Origin of the sequence: Pseudomonas sp. 2995-1, from assembly GCF_002742505.1 — a bacterium.
In the GTDB taxonomy this organism is placed as follows: domain Bacteria; phylum Pseudomonadota; class Gammaproteobacteria; order Pseudomonadales; family Pseudomonadaceae; genus Aquipseudomonas; species Aquipseudomonas sivasensis.
On record NZ_LJSA01000377.1, the window covers coordinates 255472 to 270761 of the forward strand.

At 59.2% G+C, this 15290-nt stretch carries 16 protein-coding genes and 1 pseudogene; 6 read left to right on the forward strand and 11 right to left on the reverse strand.

The annotated features are described in order from the left end of the window. Positions 1 to 777 carry an ABC transporter ATP-binding protein gene (locus AOA61_RS18405; protein ID WP_099602333.1) on the reverse strand — a complete coding sequence of 259 codons (777 nt, stop codon included), beginning with the start codon at positions 775 to 777 and terminating at the stop codon, positions 1 to 3. 11 nt (positions 778 to 788) lie between these two features. Continuing rightward, complete coding sequence (locus AOA61_RS18410; protein ID WP_099602334.1) at positions 789 to 1844, reverse strand: AMP-binding protein; 1056 nt, start codon at positions 1842 to 1844, stop codon at positions 789 to 791. A gap of 263 nt (positions 1845 to 2107) precedes the next feature. On the opposite strand from AOA61_RS18410, the gene AOA61_RS18415 reads away from it, so the two are divergent. The 3 genes from AOA61_RS18415 to AOA61_RS18425 all read left to right on the forward strand — a co-directional run bounded on the left by AOA61_RS18415 (position 2108) and on the right by AOA61_RS18425 (position 4833). After that, positions 2108 to 2545 (forward strand): HIT family protein, encoded by a 438-nt coding sequence (locus AOA61_RS18415; protein ID WP_032885300.1) that lies wholly within the window; start codon positions 2108 to 2110, stop codon positions 2543 to 2545. Positions 2546 to 2615: 70 nt separating this feature from the next. Then, on the forward strand, positions 2616 to 3344 hold the full coding sequence (locus AOA61_RS18420; RefSeq protein ID WP_143521220.1) for a hypothetical protein: 729 nt from the start codon (positions 2616 to 2618) through the stop codon (positions 3342 to 3344). 85 nt (positions 3345 to 3429) lie between these two features. Then, complete coding sequence (locus AOA61_RS18425) at positions 3430 to 4833, forward strand: hypothetical protein (protein WP_099602336.1); 1404 nt, start codon at positions 3430 to 3432, stop codon at positions 4831 to 4833. Positions 4834 to 4950: 117 nt separating this feature from the next. Here the strand turns inward: AOA61_RS18425 and AOA61_RS18430 are convergent, their stop codons facing one another. After that, on the reverse strand, positions 4951 to 5466 hold the full coding sequence (locus AOA61_RS18430) for a hypothetical protein (protein WP_095184627.1): 516 nt from the start codon (positions 5464 to 5466) through the stop codon (positions 4951 to 4953). A gap of 318 nt (positions 5467 to 5784) precedes the next feature. Beyond that, positions 5785 to 7350 (reverse strand): PAS domain-containing methyl-accepting chemotaxis protein, encoded by a 1566-nt coding sequence (locus tag AOA61_RS18435; protein ID WP_099602337.1) that lies wholly within the window; start codon positions 7348 to 7350, stop codon positions 5785 to 5787. A 163-nt stretch (positions 7351 to 7513) separates the two neighbouring features. Between AOA61_RS18435 and AOA61_RS18440 the strand changes: the two genes are divergently transcribed. Further along, positions 7514 to 9712, forward strand: a complete 2199-nt coding sequence (locus tag AOA61_RS18440) for an OsmC domain/YcaO domain-containing protein (protein ID WP_032885296.1) — start codon at positions 7514 to 7516, stop codon at positions 9710 to 9712. 125 nt (positions 9713 to 9837) lie between these two features. Here the strand turns inward: AOA61_RS18440 and AOA61_RS18445 are convergent, their stop codons facing one another. From AOA61_RS18445 to AOA61_RS31230, 6 genes and pseudogenes are all read right to left on the reverse strand, one after another. Then, the gene (locus AOA61_RS18445; RefSeq protein ID WP_099602338.1) at positions 9838 to 11004 is read right to left on the reverse strand and encodes a cystathionine gamma-synthase; all 1167 of its coding nucleotides are present in this window, start codon (positions 11002 to 11004) and stop codon (positions 9838 to 9840) included. Further along, on the reverse strand, positions 11001 to 12377 hold the full coding sequence (locus AOA61_RS18450) for a cystathionine beta-synthase (RefSeq protein WP_099602339.1): 1377 nt from the start codon (positions 12375 to 12377) through the stop codon (positions 11001 to 11003). The genes AOA61_RS18445 and AOA61_RS18450 overlap by 4 nt, the downstream gene beginning before the upstream one ends. A gap of 120 nt (positions 12378 to 12497) precedes the next feature. Beyond that, positions 12498 to 12818: pseudogene (locus tag AOA61_RS18455) on the reverse strand (VOC family protein); the annotation flags it as partial. Positions 12819 to 12957: 139 nt separating this feature from the next. Continuing rightward, positions 12958 to 13476: an SUKH-4 family immunity protein gene (locus AOA61_RS18460; protein WP_099602341.1), complete on the reverse strand. Its 519-nt coding sequence runs from the start codon at positions 13474 to 13476 to the stop codon at positions 12958 to 12960. 143 nt (positions 13477 to 13619) lie between these two features. Further along, positions 13620 to 14252 carry a hypothetical protein gene (locus tag AOA61_RS18465; RefSeq protein WP_099602342.1) on the reverse strand — a complete coding sequence of 211 codons (633 nt, stop codon included), beginning with the start codon at positions 14250 to 14252 and terminating at the stop codon, positions 13620 to 13622. A 32-nt stretch (positions 14253 to 14284) separates the two neighbouring features. After that, positions 14285 to 14446, reverse strand: a complete 162-nt coding sequence (locus AOA61_RS31230) for a hypothetical protein (RefSeq protein ID WP_158234810.1) — start codon at positions 14444 to 14446, stop codon at positions 14285 to 14287. 158 nt (positions 14447 to 14604) lie between these two features. Between AOA61_RS31230 and AOA61_RS32270 the strand changes: the two genes are divergently transcribed. Together AOA61_RS32270 and AOA61_RS18475 are read left to right on the forward strand one after the other, a co-directional pair. Beyond that, entirely contained in the window at positions 14605 to 14739 is a 135-nt protein-coding gene (locus tag AOA61_RS32270) for a hypothetical protein (RefSeq protein WP_256583450.1), read from the forward strand. 14 nt (positions 14740 to 14753) lie between these two features. Further along, positions 14754 to 14942, forward strand: coding sequence for a hypothetical protein (locus AOA61_RS18475; protein WP_099602344.1), 189 nt, complete (start codon positions 14754 to 14756; stop codon positions 14940 to 14942). Here AOA61_RS18475 and AOA61_RS18480 read toward each other — a convergent pair. After that, positions 14936 to 15289 carry a VOC family protein gene (locus AOA61_RS18480; RefSeq protein WP_099602345.1) on the reverse strand — a complete coding sequence of 118 codons (354 nt, stop codon included), beginning with the start codon at positions 15287 to 15289 and terminating at the stop codon, positions 14936 to 14938. The two genes, AOA61_RS18475 and AOA61_RS18480, sit on opposite strands and share 7 nt — an antisense overlap. Position 15290 lies beyond the last annotated feature (1 nt).

The window sequence follows — 15290 nt, forward strand, 5'->3', positions numbered from 1 at the left end:
TCAAGTTCCCAGATAGGCGGCGATGACATCGGGGTTGGCGCGCACTTGCTCGGGTGTGCCGTCGCCGATCTTGCGGCCGTAGTCGAGCACCACTACGTGGTCGCACAAGCCCATGACCACACCGATATCGTGCTCGATCAGCACCACGGTGGTGCCGAACTCGCGGTTGATGTCGCGGATGAATTGGCTCATCTGGGCTTTCTCCTGAGCGTTCATACCGGCCATGGGCTCATCCAGCAGCAACAGGGTCGGCTCGGACGCCAGGGCGCGGGCCAGTTCGACACGCTTTTGCAGGCCATAGGGCAGGGTGCCCACCAGCACGTGTCGCCAGGGATGGATCTGCAAAAACGCGATGACATTTTCGGCGTGCAGGCGGTGCGCGTCCTCCTCGCGCGGGGCTCGGCCCAGGCGCAGCATCTGCTCGATCCAGCTGCTGCGGCGCTTGAGGTTGCGCCCGGTGAGCACGTTGTCGAGCACGCTCATGCCCTTGAACAGCGCGATGTTCTGGAAGGTTCGCGCAATCCCGCCTTCGGCCGCCTGATGCGCGCGCATGCGCCGTCGGGTGTGGCCGGCGTAGTGGATGCTGCCGCTTTGGGGGTGGTAAACGCCGTTGATCACATTGAGCAGCGAACTCTTGCCGGCGCCGTTGGGGCCGATCAGCCCGCAGATGTCCCCGGCCTTGACGTCGAAACTGATGGAGGTGATGGCCTTGATGCCCTTGAACGACAGGGTAATGTCATCGAGCCGCAGTAAGACCGCTTGAGTGGTTGCATGCATGGTTGGGCTCGTCAGACAGCGTGAGGCAGTCGTTGGTCGGCGGGTTGGTGTTGGGGCGCTGGCTCTTGCCAACGGCCGGGATCGATGCCCAGGGCGGTAAAGAACGCCGCACTGTCCGGGCTCAACGCTGGCCCTACCAGCAAAGGCACGCGCAGGCGGCTCATGCCCAGCACATCGAGCAATGGTCGACGCACCAGCCAGTGGCCCAGCCAGCGGCGAATGATCGATGGGGTTGGCTGCATCGCCCAGCGGTACAGGCGATGACTGAATGTGCCCGGCAGCGGCAGGCGCTCACGTGCCCACTGTTCCAGACGGCCGTAGGATTCACGGGTGCCCAGCACCAAGGTTGGGCCCAGCTCGCGGCGGTCGGTGTCCCGGGTGGCCAGGGCTTCGGGGAAGTTCAGGCGAAAACCAGCGTGCAGCCAGGGCGCCAGCAAGTAGCGCGCCTGCCCGCTGGCGGCGAAAACCCGCGCGGCCAGGGCTTCCTCATTGGCGTCGAGGTGTTCGCGGGCCACCAAAGTGCGCGCGTCCATGAGCAACTGCCCGTGGGTCAACTGCACGCGGGTATCGGCGTGGAACACAAAGGCGAGGGCGGTTGACTGAGTGGCGCACGCCGGGGCAGGGAGGTTCGTGCGCAAGTCCGCATAAGCGACCAAGTGGGGGCCTTTGTGTTGATCCAGACCGCGCCCATCGAGGTACACCACCACACCGGGCCCACTAATTGACGGAATCGCCTCGGCGTTTTCGGCGAGAACAAATGTCGGCCGCAGTTGCACCAGCAGCGCACGATTGTCGCGCTCGGGATCGAGCAGCGTGACGCTCCCCCCCAACCACTGCGCGGCCAGTGCCAGCAGCAAGGCTTCGGGGCGCGCTTGACTGATGATCAGCAGATCATCGTCAGGCCCGAAGTCGCGCTGGTGAAGGGCTGCGGCGAGTTGGCGTATGTCGTCTGCCAGTTCGCTCCAACGTCGCTCTTGCCAGATGCCCAGGCGCTTGTAACGCAAGGCAATCGCCGACCCTCGGGTGTGGGCTTGATGCAGCAGCGCCTGGGGCAGTGTCTGGGGCATGGGTGTGTCCTTTGGGTCGATGCAAAGGTGATTGCACGCGCCATGCCAGGGGGATAAATGCTTTTATTTCAAAGGGATACGTTTAATTTTAAAAGGGAGAGCCTGTTTGGATTCAGCACAAGCTGTGCAACTGCTGTTGGTGGGGCAACAGGCGTTTCCTCAGGTGGCCTGTCAGATAACTCCCTTGGACTGTTCCCGTTGCTGAAAAGCAGGGGGCAAGCGTTAAAATGCCGCCCGCATCTTGCCCCCATCAAGGACCCTACATGCCACTGATCACGGAACGCGTAGCCCTGGCCCGCATCGGCGCCAATGAGAAGGTTATCTGCCGCATGGCCTCGGGCTGGGCGGTGATGGGGGATGTGCAGTTTCTGCCGGGCTACTGCCTGCTGCTGCCCGATCCGGTGGTCGCGAGTTTGAACGACCTGGATACCGAAGCCCGCGCGACTTACCTGCTGGACATGGCGCGCCTCGGTGATGCGGTGTTGCACGCCACTGACGCCCAGCGCATGAATTACGAAATCCTGGGCAACTCCGAGCCTGAGTTGCACTGCCATATATTCCCGCGCTACGCCTCGGAACCCGACGACAAGCGCCGGATGCCGGCATGGTTTTATGACTGGAAGAATGCTGTTCCTTATGCCGAAGAGGTGCATGGGGATTTGCGCAAGGCCATCGAGCGGTTGCTGCGTCAACCCAGTTGAGAGGCGAGAGCGTTCAGCCGCATTGGCGCCAACTTTTATTAACTTTCGCGTGAAGAGTGCAGTTAGAAATATGAATCTACTCGATCCGTTGACTGGAACAGAAGCGTTGACTCAATCGGGGAGACCCATAGAGCCTGGGTTTCTAACGGCTTTCTGGGGCTGGGGCTTTTCAGCATTGGATAACCCCCTGCTACGAGGTTATCTGGCAGAGTTTTTGGTGTATCGGGCGCTGTTCAACATGCCTACCCCCGATTTCAAGGTACCCACCTCGCATTTTTCAACCAAGATGGAAGGCGATGTTCATGACCTCGTGTTTTTCATGAATGATGAAAAATTCACTATCCAAGTTAAATCGAAAGACTCCTATAGCAAATCTCAGGTGTTCGATACCTCCTTCGCTGAAGGATTCGATTGTGTCTCCAATAGTCCGCTGCCCGCTGAGCATTGGTCAGACTTTTACATCTTCGCTTATCTCGCATTGGATAATAAAAAGTGTCAGGAGAACGAGCGTCTTCATGATAAGTGGAACCCCAATCCATCTCGTGCACTGCCGAGGGAGAAAGCGCGGTTCAAGCTCAATAAGCAGGCGTTGGTGAAATCGGTGTTGGAACTCGATAACTGGAGCTTCTACATTCTTGACCGAGAGCAATTACGTGGGCAGAAAAGCATCAACTTGAACAAGCTGCGCAGTAAGGTCAATAAGGGGGAAGCTGTGTGGGTACAGCATGGCGGTATTGCAGATGCGTTGGTGGATTTCGCCCTCGAACGGCACGCTAAACGCTGCGATGAAATGCTTTAGGTTCCCTTCGCTCGTGGGGTACGCCACATAGCCGCCAGCGAAACCGCTACACTGCCGCCCCCGAATTTCAGCAAGGATGCTTTGAATGCGTTCGCTCGTCAGCGCTGTGCTCCTCTCCATGACCCTGGCGGCCCCGGCCATGGCCGAGCCTCGTTCGTTCTCGGTCAATGACCCGAGCGGCAAATACCTGGTCGAAGTGTTGTTCCCGCAGGTGCCGCAGGACTTGCAGTACCTGGCGCGAGCCCTGATCACGATACGCGACGCAACTACCCTCGAAATCCTCCAGCAGTTGCAGACTCCGGACGCCCAGGTGCCGCTGGACCAGAATGGTAAAACCGTCGACTGGCGTTTGATGGGCGAGAACGGCGTGGTCTACTTTGCCGACATCAATCAGGATGGCCGCCAGGACTTGGCGATCCGCAATGGCACCGGCGCGGATAAAGACTTCCAGTCCAGTTACGATGTGTACCTGCAAGACCCGCACAAAACGCAGTGGGTGCTCAACGGCCCCCTGACCGATCTTGCGAACGAAACCTCCGGCGGTATGTTCTCAGTCAATCCCAAGGACGGCGTTATCCATTCGCAGACCGACCAGGGTTGCTGCTGGACCCGCGCCAGCCGCTATCAGATGCGCGACGGTGAGTTGGTGAGACTCAGCGCGTACACCCAGGCCCAAGTGCCTGCGACGGACGATGACGCCAACAACAGCATGCCCAGCGGCTACATGCTGCGCACCACCGGTGAGTGGAAGGACGGCCAATGGCTGGAAACGCCAAGGCTGGAAGGGCCGGTAAACGAAGACCCCGAGTTCCTGGCCGGCACCCTCAACGGCAAGATCCCGGTGCAACTCTGGTACCAGCAACAGGGCGCGGTGTTGATTGGTGAATTGCGCTACACCAAAAGCGGCAGCGGCAAGCCGATCAAGCTGGTAGGCGAGTTGGGTGAATACGGCGACCAGTCGTTTGTCTATCTGCACGAATATGCCGACGATGGTCATCAAACCGGCATCTGGCGCATCACGCGGGAAACCGTCGAGCCCTATGCTTACTCCGGCACGTGGGTCAGTGGCGCCCAGGGTGACAAGCCAGAGTTGCAAATCCAACTGCATCGCGAGGACCGTGAGCCTGAGTACAAGAAACTCGGTGACGTTGCCCGCGATCAGCGTGACGGTCACTACCAGATGCGCAACGATTTCCTCGACCGTGACGGCGACCTGGACCTGAAGATCCTCCCCGACCGCGATGCCCAGGGCCGCGAAGTGGCGGAGTTCACCGTAACGCTCAAGGAAACCGGTACCGACAAGGTCATCGTCAGCGCGCACCACAGCGTGCCGATGGAAACCGAAAACCTGATTATCGTGCGCGAGCCGTTGGCGACCCGGCGCGCCGGCCCGTATCACATTCAACTGGTGAAGGGTTTTGCGGTGATCAACCACAACTCGGCGCCGGACTTTCCGGATTACTTCACGGGGATGTATCGCAAGCAATAGCGCAGATGCTGAGCCAGCCGCTTAACATCGATGGGTGATTTGAATGCCGGAAACTACCCAGCGAACAACCTAAAGCAGTGCCGCCCGACAAGCGAGCGGCCTTGCCGTGCGCGCGGGTCAGTCGGTGGCTTCAACCCATTCGCAGTTTATGAGCGGCGTTCCATCCCCGACGCGCATGTAATAGGCGTCTGGAACCGCGATCCGTTCATGGGAGGTGCCCACCGGCCCGTCGTGGTAATCGGTGAACAACTGCCCACCGGTAATCTCCCAGCGCACGGAGTACCCCTGCGTTGACCGATAAAGCCAGAGGCGCGGCGCCGCGCGGCAGGACAGGTAGTTGCCGTCCTGAAGCTGAAGCTGCATGCGGTTGCCGTCGCTGGAGACATTTTTGAACTTGGCTTTGTCGCCGTTGGACGGCGTTGCGCTGATGTAGTCCCAAAAGCTCCAGCTGGCCTGGTTGCCTACGAAATAGGCAAAACTATCCTGCACCTTGCCGTTGTCATCGACGTATTGAAGCTTGAGGTAGTACCACTTGTTTTCTGGTAAAGCCTGGCTGCCGCTGCGAGGGGGCAGCGGACCGCCCTTGGGTTCGAAAGGTTTGTCGTCCTTGGAGGGGCTGATTGAGTCGCTCATGGGTTCATCCTTTAGAAGAGAGAGTCGAAATGAAAACTCGCCCGAGCCAAAGCCATAATGCGGATAGGTAATGCAGGGGAGGAACGCGGGAATACATCAGGTTGCGCCTTGCGCACAACGGCTTGGGACTGTGCTACGACATTGGGACGATCACCCGTTTGCGTTACGGCTTGTCCTTCTCTCATCCATGATTTCAGCAACCGATGGCTCAAGCCATCGAGGCGTTTTGCAAGGTTAGGTCATGACGGCGGATTCGTCGAAAAAAAACTGCGGCATGGCGCCCGCCAGGCTCAATGACTGGCGCCATGCAGCGGCTGATCAGCGGTTAAAGCGTTCTACCAACGCATATTGAGTGGCCGCCGTATTGGTCAGCTGCTTGCTAAGGTCGGTGGATTGATGGGCTTGTATCGACGTCTGGTCAGCCAGCTCCGCGATAGTGGTGATGTTGCGGCTGATTTCCTCGGCGACCGCGCTTTGTTCCTCAGTGGCGGCGGCGATCTGGGTGGTCATTTCGGTGATATGAGACACCGCTTCGCTGATGCCGACCAACGCCTGGTCTGCTTCCAGCACCCAGGCTACGCCTTCCTGCGCCTGGCGTTGGCCGTTTTCCATGCTTTGCACGGCATTGTTGGACGATGCCTGCAACTGAGTGATCAGCGCATGGATTTGAGTGGTGGATTGGGAAGTACGCTGCGCCAGTTGGCGCACTTCATCGGCCACCACGGCAAACCCGCGGCCTTGCTCACCGGCGCGGGCCGCTTCGATGGCGGCGTTGAGGGCGAGCAGGTTGGTTTGATCGGCGATGCCTTTGATCACGTCCACCACGCTGCCGATTTCGTCACTGTCCTTGGCCAACTGCGCCACGGTGGTGCCGGTTTCGCCCACGACGGCGGACAAGCGCTCAATGGCCAGGCGGGTATCACGCGCGACTTCACGGCCACGTCCGGTCAGCACGTTGGCCTGCTGGGTGGCGTCGGCGGTGCGCTGCACATGGCTGGCGACTTCCTGAGTGGTCGCAGCCATCTGGTTGACGGCCGCCGAGACCTGCTCGGTTTCAACGCGTTGGCGATCCAGGCCTTTGGAGCTGGCGGTGGCCAACTGATCCGATTGCCCGGCCAGGGCGCTGAGTTGTTCGGCACTGTCCTGCAAGCGTGTGAGGCAGGTTTTCAGGCGCGAGTTTTGGCTGAGGAACGCGGTTTCCAGGCGTGCCTGGGGGCCGCTGGCGTCGCTGTACATCTGGGCAATCAAGGCATCCGACGTCGAGGGCTCGACACCCGCCAGCAGGCGCAAGGTGCTGCCTTGGCGTACGCGTGAGCAGAGCATACCCACCGGCACGGCAACGGCCACGGCCACCGCAATGGCGATCGGTGCAGTGAGGAAAAGCCCGGCAATGCTGCCGGCGATGCCGGTGGCCACGTACGGCACGGCACTCAACGCCGCGGGCAGCCAAGTGTCCTTGATTAGCGCGGTGGATTTGCCTTGGCTGAGGCGGCGATACAGGACCTGGGCCCGGCGGATTTCATCGGCGCTGGGCTTGACCCTCACCGATTCAAAACCAACGACTTCGCGGCCGTGGAAGATCGGTGTGACGTAGGCGTTAACCCAGTAATGGTCGCCGTTTTTCGAGCGGTTCTTGACGATGCCCATCCACGGCAGGCCTTGCTTGAGCGCACGCCACATATGGGCAAACACGGCCGGTGGGACATCGGGGTGACGCACGATGTTCTGCGGCGCGCCGATCAGATCGGCCCGTTCAAAACCGCTGATTTCGACAAAGGCGTCGTTGCAGTAAGTGATGCCCCCGTGAATATCGGTGGCGGAGATAAGTTTTTGCGAAGGCGCGAGTGAAATCTCACGTTGTGTTACTGGCTGGTTGTTGCGCATTCCGGCTACTCCCTGGTTGCACACAGTGCATCGGCGCCAACGTGCAGAAGATTAATCCACATTGGCTATTTCGCCAGCCTTTGGTCAAAAGCCTGAAACTTATTGATGAAAAACCTCATAATGGCGGCCATTTTTGTTTAGCCCGTAATTCTGGTGTGCCCCCATGGAAATCAAGGTCAACTTTCTCGACAACCTCCGGCTTGAAGCCAAGTTCGATGACTTCACGGTGATTGCCGACCAACCTATTCGCTATAAGGGCGATGGTTCGGCACCGGGGCCCTTCGACTACTTCCTGGCATCGTCGGCGCTGTGCGCGGCGTACTTTGTGAAGCTGTACTGCCAGACCCGCAACATCCCTACCGACAATATCCGCCTGTCCCAGAACAACATCGTTGACCCGGAAAACCGCTATAACCAGATCTTCAAGATCCAGGTCGAGTTGCCCGCGGATATCTCCGATAAGGACCGCCAGGGCATCCTGCGCTCCATCGACCGTTGCACGGTGAAAAAAGTGGTGCAGGCCGGTCCCGAATTTGTGATCGAAGAGGTGGAAAATCTCGACGCTGACGCCCAGGCCTTGTTGATGCCCAGCAGCCTGTCGGAGCAGGGCACCTACATCGCGGGCAAGGACCTGCCGCTGGAACAGACCATCGCCAACATGTCCGGGATCCTTGCCGGCCTGGGCATGAAGATCGAGATCGCCTCGTGGCGCAATATCGTGCCCAACGTGTGGTCGCTGCATATCCGCGATGCGCATTCGCCTATGTGTTTCACCAACGGCAAGGGCGCGACCAAAGAGGGCGCGCTGGCGTCGGCATTGGGCGAATTCATCGAGCGGCTCAACTGCAACTTCTTCTACAACGACCAATTCTGGGGTGAAGAACTGGCCAACGCGCCGTTCGTGCATTACCCGGACGAGCGTTGGTTTCAGCCAGGCCCCAACGACGAGCTGCCGACTGAAATCCTCGACGCTTATTGCCGCAAGGTTTACGACCGCGAAGGCGAGCTGCGCGGTTCGCATCTGTTCGACACCAACTCCGGCAACGAAGCGCGCGGCATTGTTTCGCTGCCGTTCGTGCGCCAGTCCGATGGCGAGGTGGTTTACTTCCCGTCCAACCTGATCGAAAACCTCTACCTCAGCAACGGCATGAGCGCGGGCAACACCCTGGCTGAAGCCCAGGTGCAGTGCCTTTCGGAGATTTTCGAGCGCGCGGTCAAGCGTGAAATCATCGAAGGTGAATTTGCCCTGCCGGACGTGCCGGCTGAGGTGCTCGCCAAATACCCAAGCATTGTGGCGGGCATCGAAGGCCTGGAAGCCCAGGGCTTCCCGGTGCTGGTCAAGGATGCATCCCTGGGCGGCGAATTCCCGGTGATGTGTGTGACCCTGATGAACCCGCGCACCGGCGGGGTATTCGCCTCGTTCGGTGCCCACCCGAGCCTGGAAGTGGCGCTGGAGCGCAGCCTCACCGAATTGCTGCAAGGCCGCAGTTTCGAGGGTTTGAACGACTTGCCGCAGCCGACCTTCGAAGGCCAGGCGGTGACGGAGCCGAACAACTTCGTCGAGCACTTCATCGACTCCAGCGGTGTGGTGTCGTGGCGCTTCTTCAGCGCGCAGTCGGACTACGAGTTTGTCGAGTGGGACTTCTCCGGTGAAGGCGAAGACTCCAACGTCCAAGAGGCTGCGACCTTGTTCGGCATCCTGGAAGGCATGGGCAAAGAAGCCTATATGGCGGTGTACGAGCACCTCGGCGCCACCGCTTGCCGCATCCTGGTGCCGGATTACTCGGAAATCTACCCGGTGGACGACCTGATCTGGGACAACACCAACAAAGCGCTGTTCTTCCGCGAGGACATTCTCAACCTGCATCGCCTGGACACGGAAGAATTGCAGGCATTGGTCGAGCGCCTGATCGAAAGCGAACTGGACGATTACACCGACATCACCACCTTGATCGGCATCGAGTTCGACGACAACACGGTATGGGGCCAACTGACCATCCTGGAGTTGAAGCTGCTGATTTTCCTGGCCTTGCAGCAATATGAAGAGGCCAAGGAGTGCGTGGAGATGTTCCTGCAGTACAACGACAACACCGCCGAGCGCGGCCTGTTCTACCAGGCGTTGAACGGTGTGCTGGAGATGGAACTGGACGACGACTTGGACTTGGCGGATTACGAAGCCAACTTCCGCCGCATGTTTGGTAATGAGCGAATGGATGCGGTGATCGGCTCGGTCGATGGCAGTGTGCGGTTCTATGGGTTGACGCCGACCAGCATCAAGCTGGAAGGCTTGGACCGGCATTTGCGTTTGATTGACAGCTACAAGAAGCTGCATTCGGCGCGTGCCAACATCGTCCAGGTGTAACGCATACCCAATGTGGGAGGGGGCTTGCTCCCGATGGCGGTGGTTCAGACAAATATTCAGTGCCTGACACGCCGCTATCGGGAGCAAGCCCCCTTCCACATTTGATTGTTGTTTTCTGGGGGGGGTTATATACGGGCCAAGGCTTGCGCCAGGTCCGCTCGTAGATCCTCCACATCCTCAACCCCCACCGACAACCGCACCAACCCGTCGCCAATCCCCAGCTGCGCCCGCGTCGCCGCCGGGATGCTGGCATGGGTCATGATCGCCGGATGTTCGATCAGGCTTTCCACACCTCCCAGGCTTTCGGCCAGGGCGAAGATGTTCACGTGTTCCAGAAAGCGGGTGGCGCCCGCCAGGTCGCTGTTCAAATCCACTGAAATCATCCCACCAAACCCGCGCATTTGCCGGCGTGCCAGTTCGTGCTGCGGATGGGATGCCAGGCCTGGGTAATAGACCCGCGCCACTTGCGGTTGTTGCTCCAGCCAGGTGGCTAGGTCCAGCGCGTTGCTGCAATGACGCTCCATGCGCAGGGCCAACGTTTTCACGCCGCGCAGGGTCAGGAACGCGTCGAAGGGCCCGGCGATGGCGCCCACTGAGTTCTGCAGGAAACCCAGGCGATCAGCCAATTCGGGGTTGTCACCGACAATGGCGATACCGCCGATCACATCGGAATGGCCGTTGAGGTATTTAGTGGTGGAGTGCACCACTACATCCACGCCCAGCTCCAGCGGGCGCTGGATCCAGGGGCTGGCGAAGGTGTTGTCAGCCACGCAGATGATCCCGCGACTGCGGCAGATACCTGCGATGGCGGCCAAGTCGGTGAGGCTGAGCAGCGGGTTGCTCGGGGTTTCGACCCAGACCATGCGCGTGTCGTCCTGCAAGGATGCTTCAAACGCCGTTACATCACTCAAATCGACAAAGCTGAAACGATGCCCGGCGCTGCGTTGGCGCACCTTGTCGAACAGCCGAAAGGTGCCGCCATAGAGGTCGTTACCGGAAACGATATGGGCGCCCGCATCCAGCAGCTCCAGCACCGTGGAAATCGCCGCCAGCCCGGATGCAAAGGCAAACGCCTGGCTGCCGCCTTCAAGGTCGGCCACGCAACGCTCCAGAGCAAACCGCGTGGGGTTGTGGGAGCGGCCGTAGTCGAAGCCCTTGTGCACGCCGGGGCTGTCTTGCAGGTAGGTGGAGTTGGCGTAGATCGGCGGCATCAGCGCGCCAGTGGTTGGGTCTGGGAACTGCCCGGCGTGGATCACACGGGTGGCAAACGCACTTTTATCAGGCTGGCTCATGCAAGGGATCTCCGCAGGTGGTTGAGCAGGTCGACGCGGGTGATCAGGCCATAAAAGCCTCCTGCATCGGCAATGATGGCGACCAAGCCGCGATCCAGCTCAGTTTGCAATTCGGCCAGGCTGGCGCTGGGGGACAGGGTTTGCAGGTTGTCGGTCATGGCGCTGGCGACGATCATCGTGAAGTGCGCGGCATCGTGGTGCAGGCCCAGCAGGATGTCGGATTCGTCGATCACGCCCACCAGTTCGCGGCCGTTGACCAACACAGGCAGTTGCGACACGTCGGCCAGGCGCATGCGCTGGAAGGCGGTGAGCAGGGTGTCGTCGGGGCTCACGCTGATCACGCGGCCGTCTTCGAAGCGGCGTGCGATCAGGTCGCGCAGGTCGCCGTAGTGTTTGTAATGCAGCAACCCCGCGTCGGTCATCCACTGGTCGTTGTAGACCTTCGACAGATAGCGCGTGCCGGTGTCGCACACAAAGCTGACCACGCGCTTGGGCGTGGTTTGTTCGCGGCAATAGCGCAAGGCAGCGGCGAGCAGGGTGCCGGTGGAGGACCCGCCGAGAATGCCCTCGGCCTTGAGCAGTTGGCGCGCGTGGTCGAAGCTCTCTTCATCGCTGATGGAATAGGCGTGGCGCACGCTGGACAGGTCGGCAATCGACGGAATGAAGTCCTCGCCAATGCCTTCCACGGCCCACGAGCCGGGTGTTATCAACTGGCCGCTGCGGCTGTATTCAGCCATTACCGAACCCACCGGATCGGCCAGCACCATTTCCAGCTCCGGTTGCACGCGCTTAAAGAATCGGGTCAGGCCGGTGAGGGTACCTGCCGAACCGACGCCGACCACAATGGCATCCAGGTCATGCTGGGTTTGCGCCCAGATCTCCGGCGCGGTGCTGGTCTCGTGAGCCTGGGGATTGGCCGGGTTGTTGAACTGGTCGGCGAAGAATGAGCCGGGAATCTCCTGGGCCAGGCGCGCAGCCATGTCCTGGTAGTACTCGGGGTGGCCCTTGCCCACATCGGAGCGGGTGATATGCACCTCGGCGCCCATGGCCTTGAGGTGCAGCACTTTCTCCGTGGACATTTTGTCGGGTACCACCAGCACCACCCGATAACCTTTGGCCCTGCCCACCAGCGCCAGGCCCAGGCCGGTGTTGCCGGCGGTTGCCTCAATGATGGTGCCGCCGGGACGCAGGCGGCCGTCACGCTCGGCGGCGTCGATCATGGCCAGGCCGATGCGGTCCTTGATGGAACCGCCGGGGTTTTGGGATTCCAGCTTGAGGAACAGCGTGCAGGGGCCGGTATCGAAACGGCTGACCCGTACCAACGGCGTGTTGCCGATCAGTTCGAGTACGGCGGGGCGTGAGAGTGCGGGCATGGCGTCACCTGGGTGCGCAGAGGAGACATGAAACACTAGGTCGGTATTGGGTGAGTCGCAACCGGACCGTCGGCTCGCTGTCTTTTTTTGGCGCATGGGCCGACGCGACAATTGCGCCTACCAGCCGCAGGCGCTCGGCTGGCCGCCGTTGTCGATGATTGCGTTCCAGTACCGGTCGGTTTCGGCTTGGTCATCGGTGGCCACTTGGAAGGAAAACGCCTCGGTGTGGGGAAAGATCGGGCCGCCGTTCAGGCCGATGCAGGGGATGCCGAGTACCGTGAATTCGACGGTCAAGACGTCGCCCCGCTTGCCGGACGGGTAATCCGCTGGTGCACGATGCACGGCGTTCACCGCACTGTCGGGAAAGGTGTTGGCGTAGAACTTGGCAGCCTCTTCGGCGCTCCCGTTGTACCAGAGGCAGAGGGCGTTTTTGTGTGTCATGAGCAGTCTCCACGCAGTCAAGGGTCTGTGGAGTTTAGCTGCGTTTCAATGGCGGCCTTATCAAGTCGAGACGGTTGAGGTCGGCGTTATAGGCTCGATAGAGGTCGGCCAATTCGTGGTGGGTCATCAGCGTTCACTTCTACCCGTTGAGTTCTGCGCTGACCTCATCCGCCCACATCGTGCCCGGCACGGCGGCGGCAGGATCGATGCATTGGATCTCGGGTAAACAGCGCGCCATCGTGTTGTCTCGCAGATGTGCCTGGAACACGCACAAGCTGCGGGCGAACTGGGGCAGCGAGGTATTGATGAGTACGCGCGCGTGATGGGCGTCGTGGTTGAAATAGACAATCGTCCCACTGTGTCGATCAAGCGCGATGACGTCCCCGGAGCCGGTGTGCCCCAAAGGGTAATAGTGGTTGGCGATGGCGAATATTGCCAACCTGCGTTGTGCTTCGGCTTGGCTGTAGGCCTCGAAACTCAGAAAGGGCGCGGCGTCGCGCGGCAGGCCGTGCTTGAGGAGGAATTCAGCGTCTGGCCCGGGGAGGGTGGCAAGGTCACTGGGGTTGAAGGTGATGAATTCGTCAAAGCCGAGGTCCAGGCCGGGCGGGTCGGGAGGCAGTACCGAGATGAAATGTGTTTTGAAGTCGAAGTCGGTCATAGTCGTTCGCCGCGTTATGTGAAGGGGGGGCGGGATGCTGACATAGAAACACTGCAGGGCTTGGGGTAGAACCCGTTCACAGCCTCAAGGTTGATCCAGCTAATGCCGCAGCAATGGTTGCCGCAGCATGAGTGCGAGGAGTTTTAGTTACTCGACTTATCTGGCAGTGGCGCCGTATGAATTTCGTCATACATAGCGGTTGCCACTGAAGCAGCATAAACAATGTATTTCAGATCGCTCGCGTCACTCTTGACTTCATAAATTTCACACAGAAGACTTCTTTTGTCCTTGGGCAACTCCACAGGCGACCAAGATGAAGGGCTCTTGAAGTTATACTCAGGGCCTTTGTATGTTAGAGACCTGATGCCAACAACCATGCGCTTATAGTGTTGCCTATCAGGTCTTTTAGAGTTTTCATAGCTGCCTTTAAATGTTCCTAGAGAGCCTGAGACAACATCTACGCACGCTTTGTCTAGCTCGGTCTCATAATCAGCAGCCGCATAGGTTCCAACGGTCCCATGATTGGAATAGAATTTTGCACGTGGCGACAACTTTTCTTCTGGGTATTTGGCGCTGTATTCATCACCCTCGAAGTAATATTCGATATACCCTCGCGAAATATCTACCCTGCTATATTTCTTTCTCTTTTCTATGATGTCATTGAAAGAGTACCAGCGCTGCTCAATTAGTTTATGCTCGACTTCCAGTCCGCCCGCAAATACCTTCAAGGAAAGCGCGGAGCCAAATAAGATAGATGCAATCAAAAGATTTTTCATGAATTGACCTGAAGTATGATTTTTTATTTTATTTAAAATAGGTCTGTTGATGTTGCGCGTTGATTAATTCCGCGAACCTTTTCAGCTTCGGCTTGTGTCTTCTGTTGAACAGTCCAAGTGATTGCCGCACCTACAATTGTCAAGCTTGTTGCCATATCAAAGCCAAGTTGGATGTTACTGAACCATGTGCTCATTTGACTTCCTTGAGTTTTATTTGATTTCCTTGAACATCACTTTTTGTAGCCGTTTACGCCGTAACAACGGACTCCAGCTCAAATTTCACGCCGCATAAGCGGCGTTGTCGTGCTTTTTTAATCGTGCTCTCGCTCTGAGCGGGCACGTCGCCGGTAATTTGCTGCGTGAGCATAAAGGCGATGCCGGGTCGGAACAACCGTTCGTCGCGACCTACACCGCCAACGCCCGGTATCTGAACCTTTCCGCTGGCGTTGTGCAGCACGACTACGAGACCAAACCCGCAGCGCACTGACCTGGCGCCATGAGTTGCGCGATGAAGAGGTGCGTTCGGTGGTCAACTACGTGGCGGATGTTGCTGGCAAAACCAGCTTCGGCAGTAACGGCCCATCGGCGATCAAGGACACCGGCGTGCTCGGTCTGGGCGTGACGTGGGGGTGCGATGCGGGCCACTTAAACTGCGTGGCCTGCACTCGTGGTGCAGCGATCACTCACTGATCCGACCAAACCGCCAGTTCATAACCATCCGGATCAATGAAGTGGAACCTGCGCCCACCGGGGAACGCAAACGTCTCGCGGCTTATCACAGCGCCTGCAGCCGTGATTCGTTGGTGCGCCCCTTCGAGGTCATTCGCAAACAAAATCACCAACGGCCCCCCTGGCCGAACGGGTTCTCCCGTGGTGAACCCGCCCGTCAGCCGCCCATCGCTGAACTCGGTGTAGGTGGGCCCGTAGTCCACGAATGTCCAGCCGAAAACGGCGCCGTAGAAGGTTTTACTACGGGCAATGTCGCCCACGTTGAATTCTATGTTGTCGATCTGACGGTCTTGACCACGAACGCTCATG

Bases quoted from the DNA above. Each gene is read 5' to 3' on its own strand.
- AOA61_RS18425 (WP_099602336.1), top strand. From the start codon at position 3,430: ATGCGTTCGCTCGTCAGCGCTGTGCTCCTCTCCATGACCCTGGCGGCC.
- AOA61_RS18415 (WP_032885300.1), top strand. From the start codon at position 2,108: ATGCCACTGATCACGGAACGCGTAGCCCTGGCCCGCATCGGCGCCAAT.
- AOA61_RS18465 (WP_099602342.1), bottom strand. From the start codon at position 14,252: ATGAAAAATCTTTTGATTGCATCTATCTTATTTGGCTCCGCGCTTTCC.
- AOA61_RS18450 (WP_099602339.1), bottom strand. From the start codon at position 12,377: ATGCCCGCACTCTCACGCCCCGCCGTACTCGAACTGATCGGCAACACG.
- AOA61_RS31230 (WP_158234810.1), bottom strand. From the start codon at position 14,446: ATGAGCACATGGTTCAGTAACATCCAACTTGGCTTTGATATGGCAACA.
- AOA61_RS18480 (WP_099602345.1), bottom strand. From the start codon at position 15,289: ATGAGCGTTCGTGGTCAAGACCGTCAGATCGACAACATAGAATTCAAC.
- AOA61_RS18430 (WP_095184627.1), bottom strand. From the start codon at position 5,466: ATGAGCGACTCAATCAGCCCCTCCAAGGACGACAAACCTTTCGAACCC.
- AOA61_RS18420 (WP_143521220.1), top strand. From the start codon at position 2,616: ATGAATCTACTCGATCCGTTGACTGGAACAGAAGCGTTGACTCAATCG.
- AOA61_RS18435 (WP_099602337.1), bottom strand. From the start codon at position 7,350: ATGCGCAACAACCAGCCAGTAACACAACGTGAGATTTCACTCGCGCCT.
- AOA61_RS18440 (WP_032885296.1), top strand. From the start codon at position 7,514: ATGGAAATCAAGGTCAACTTTCTCGACAACCTCCGGCTTGAAGCCAAG.
- AOA61_RS18410 (WP_099602334.1), bottom strand. From the start codon at position 1,844: ATGCCCCAGACACTGCCCCAGGCGCTGCTGCATCAAGCCCACACCCGA.
- AOA61_RS18460 (WP_099602341.1), bottom strand. From the start codon at position 13,476: ATGACCGACTTCGACTTCAAAACACATTTCATCTCGGTACTGCCTCCC.
- AOA61_RS18405 (WP_099602333.1), bottom strand. From the start codon at position 777: ATGCATGCAACCACTCAAGCGGTCTTACTGCGGCTCGATGACATTACC.
- AOA61_RS18445 (WP_099602338.1), bottom strand. From the start codon at position 11,004: ATGAGCCAGCCTGATAAAAGTGCGTTTGCCACCCGTGTGATCCACGCC.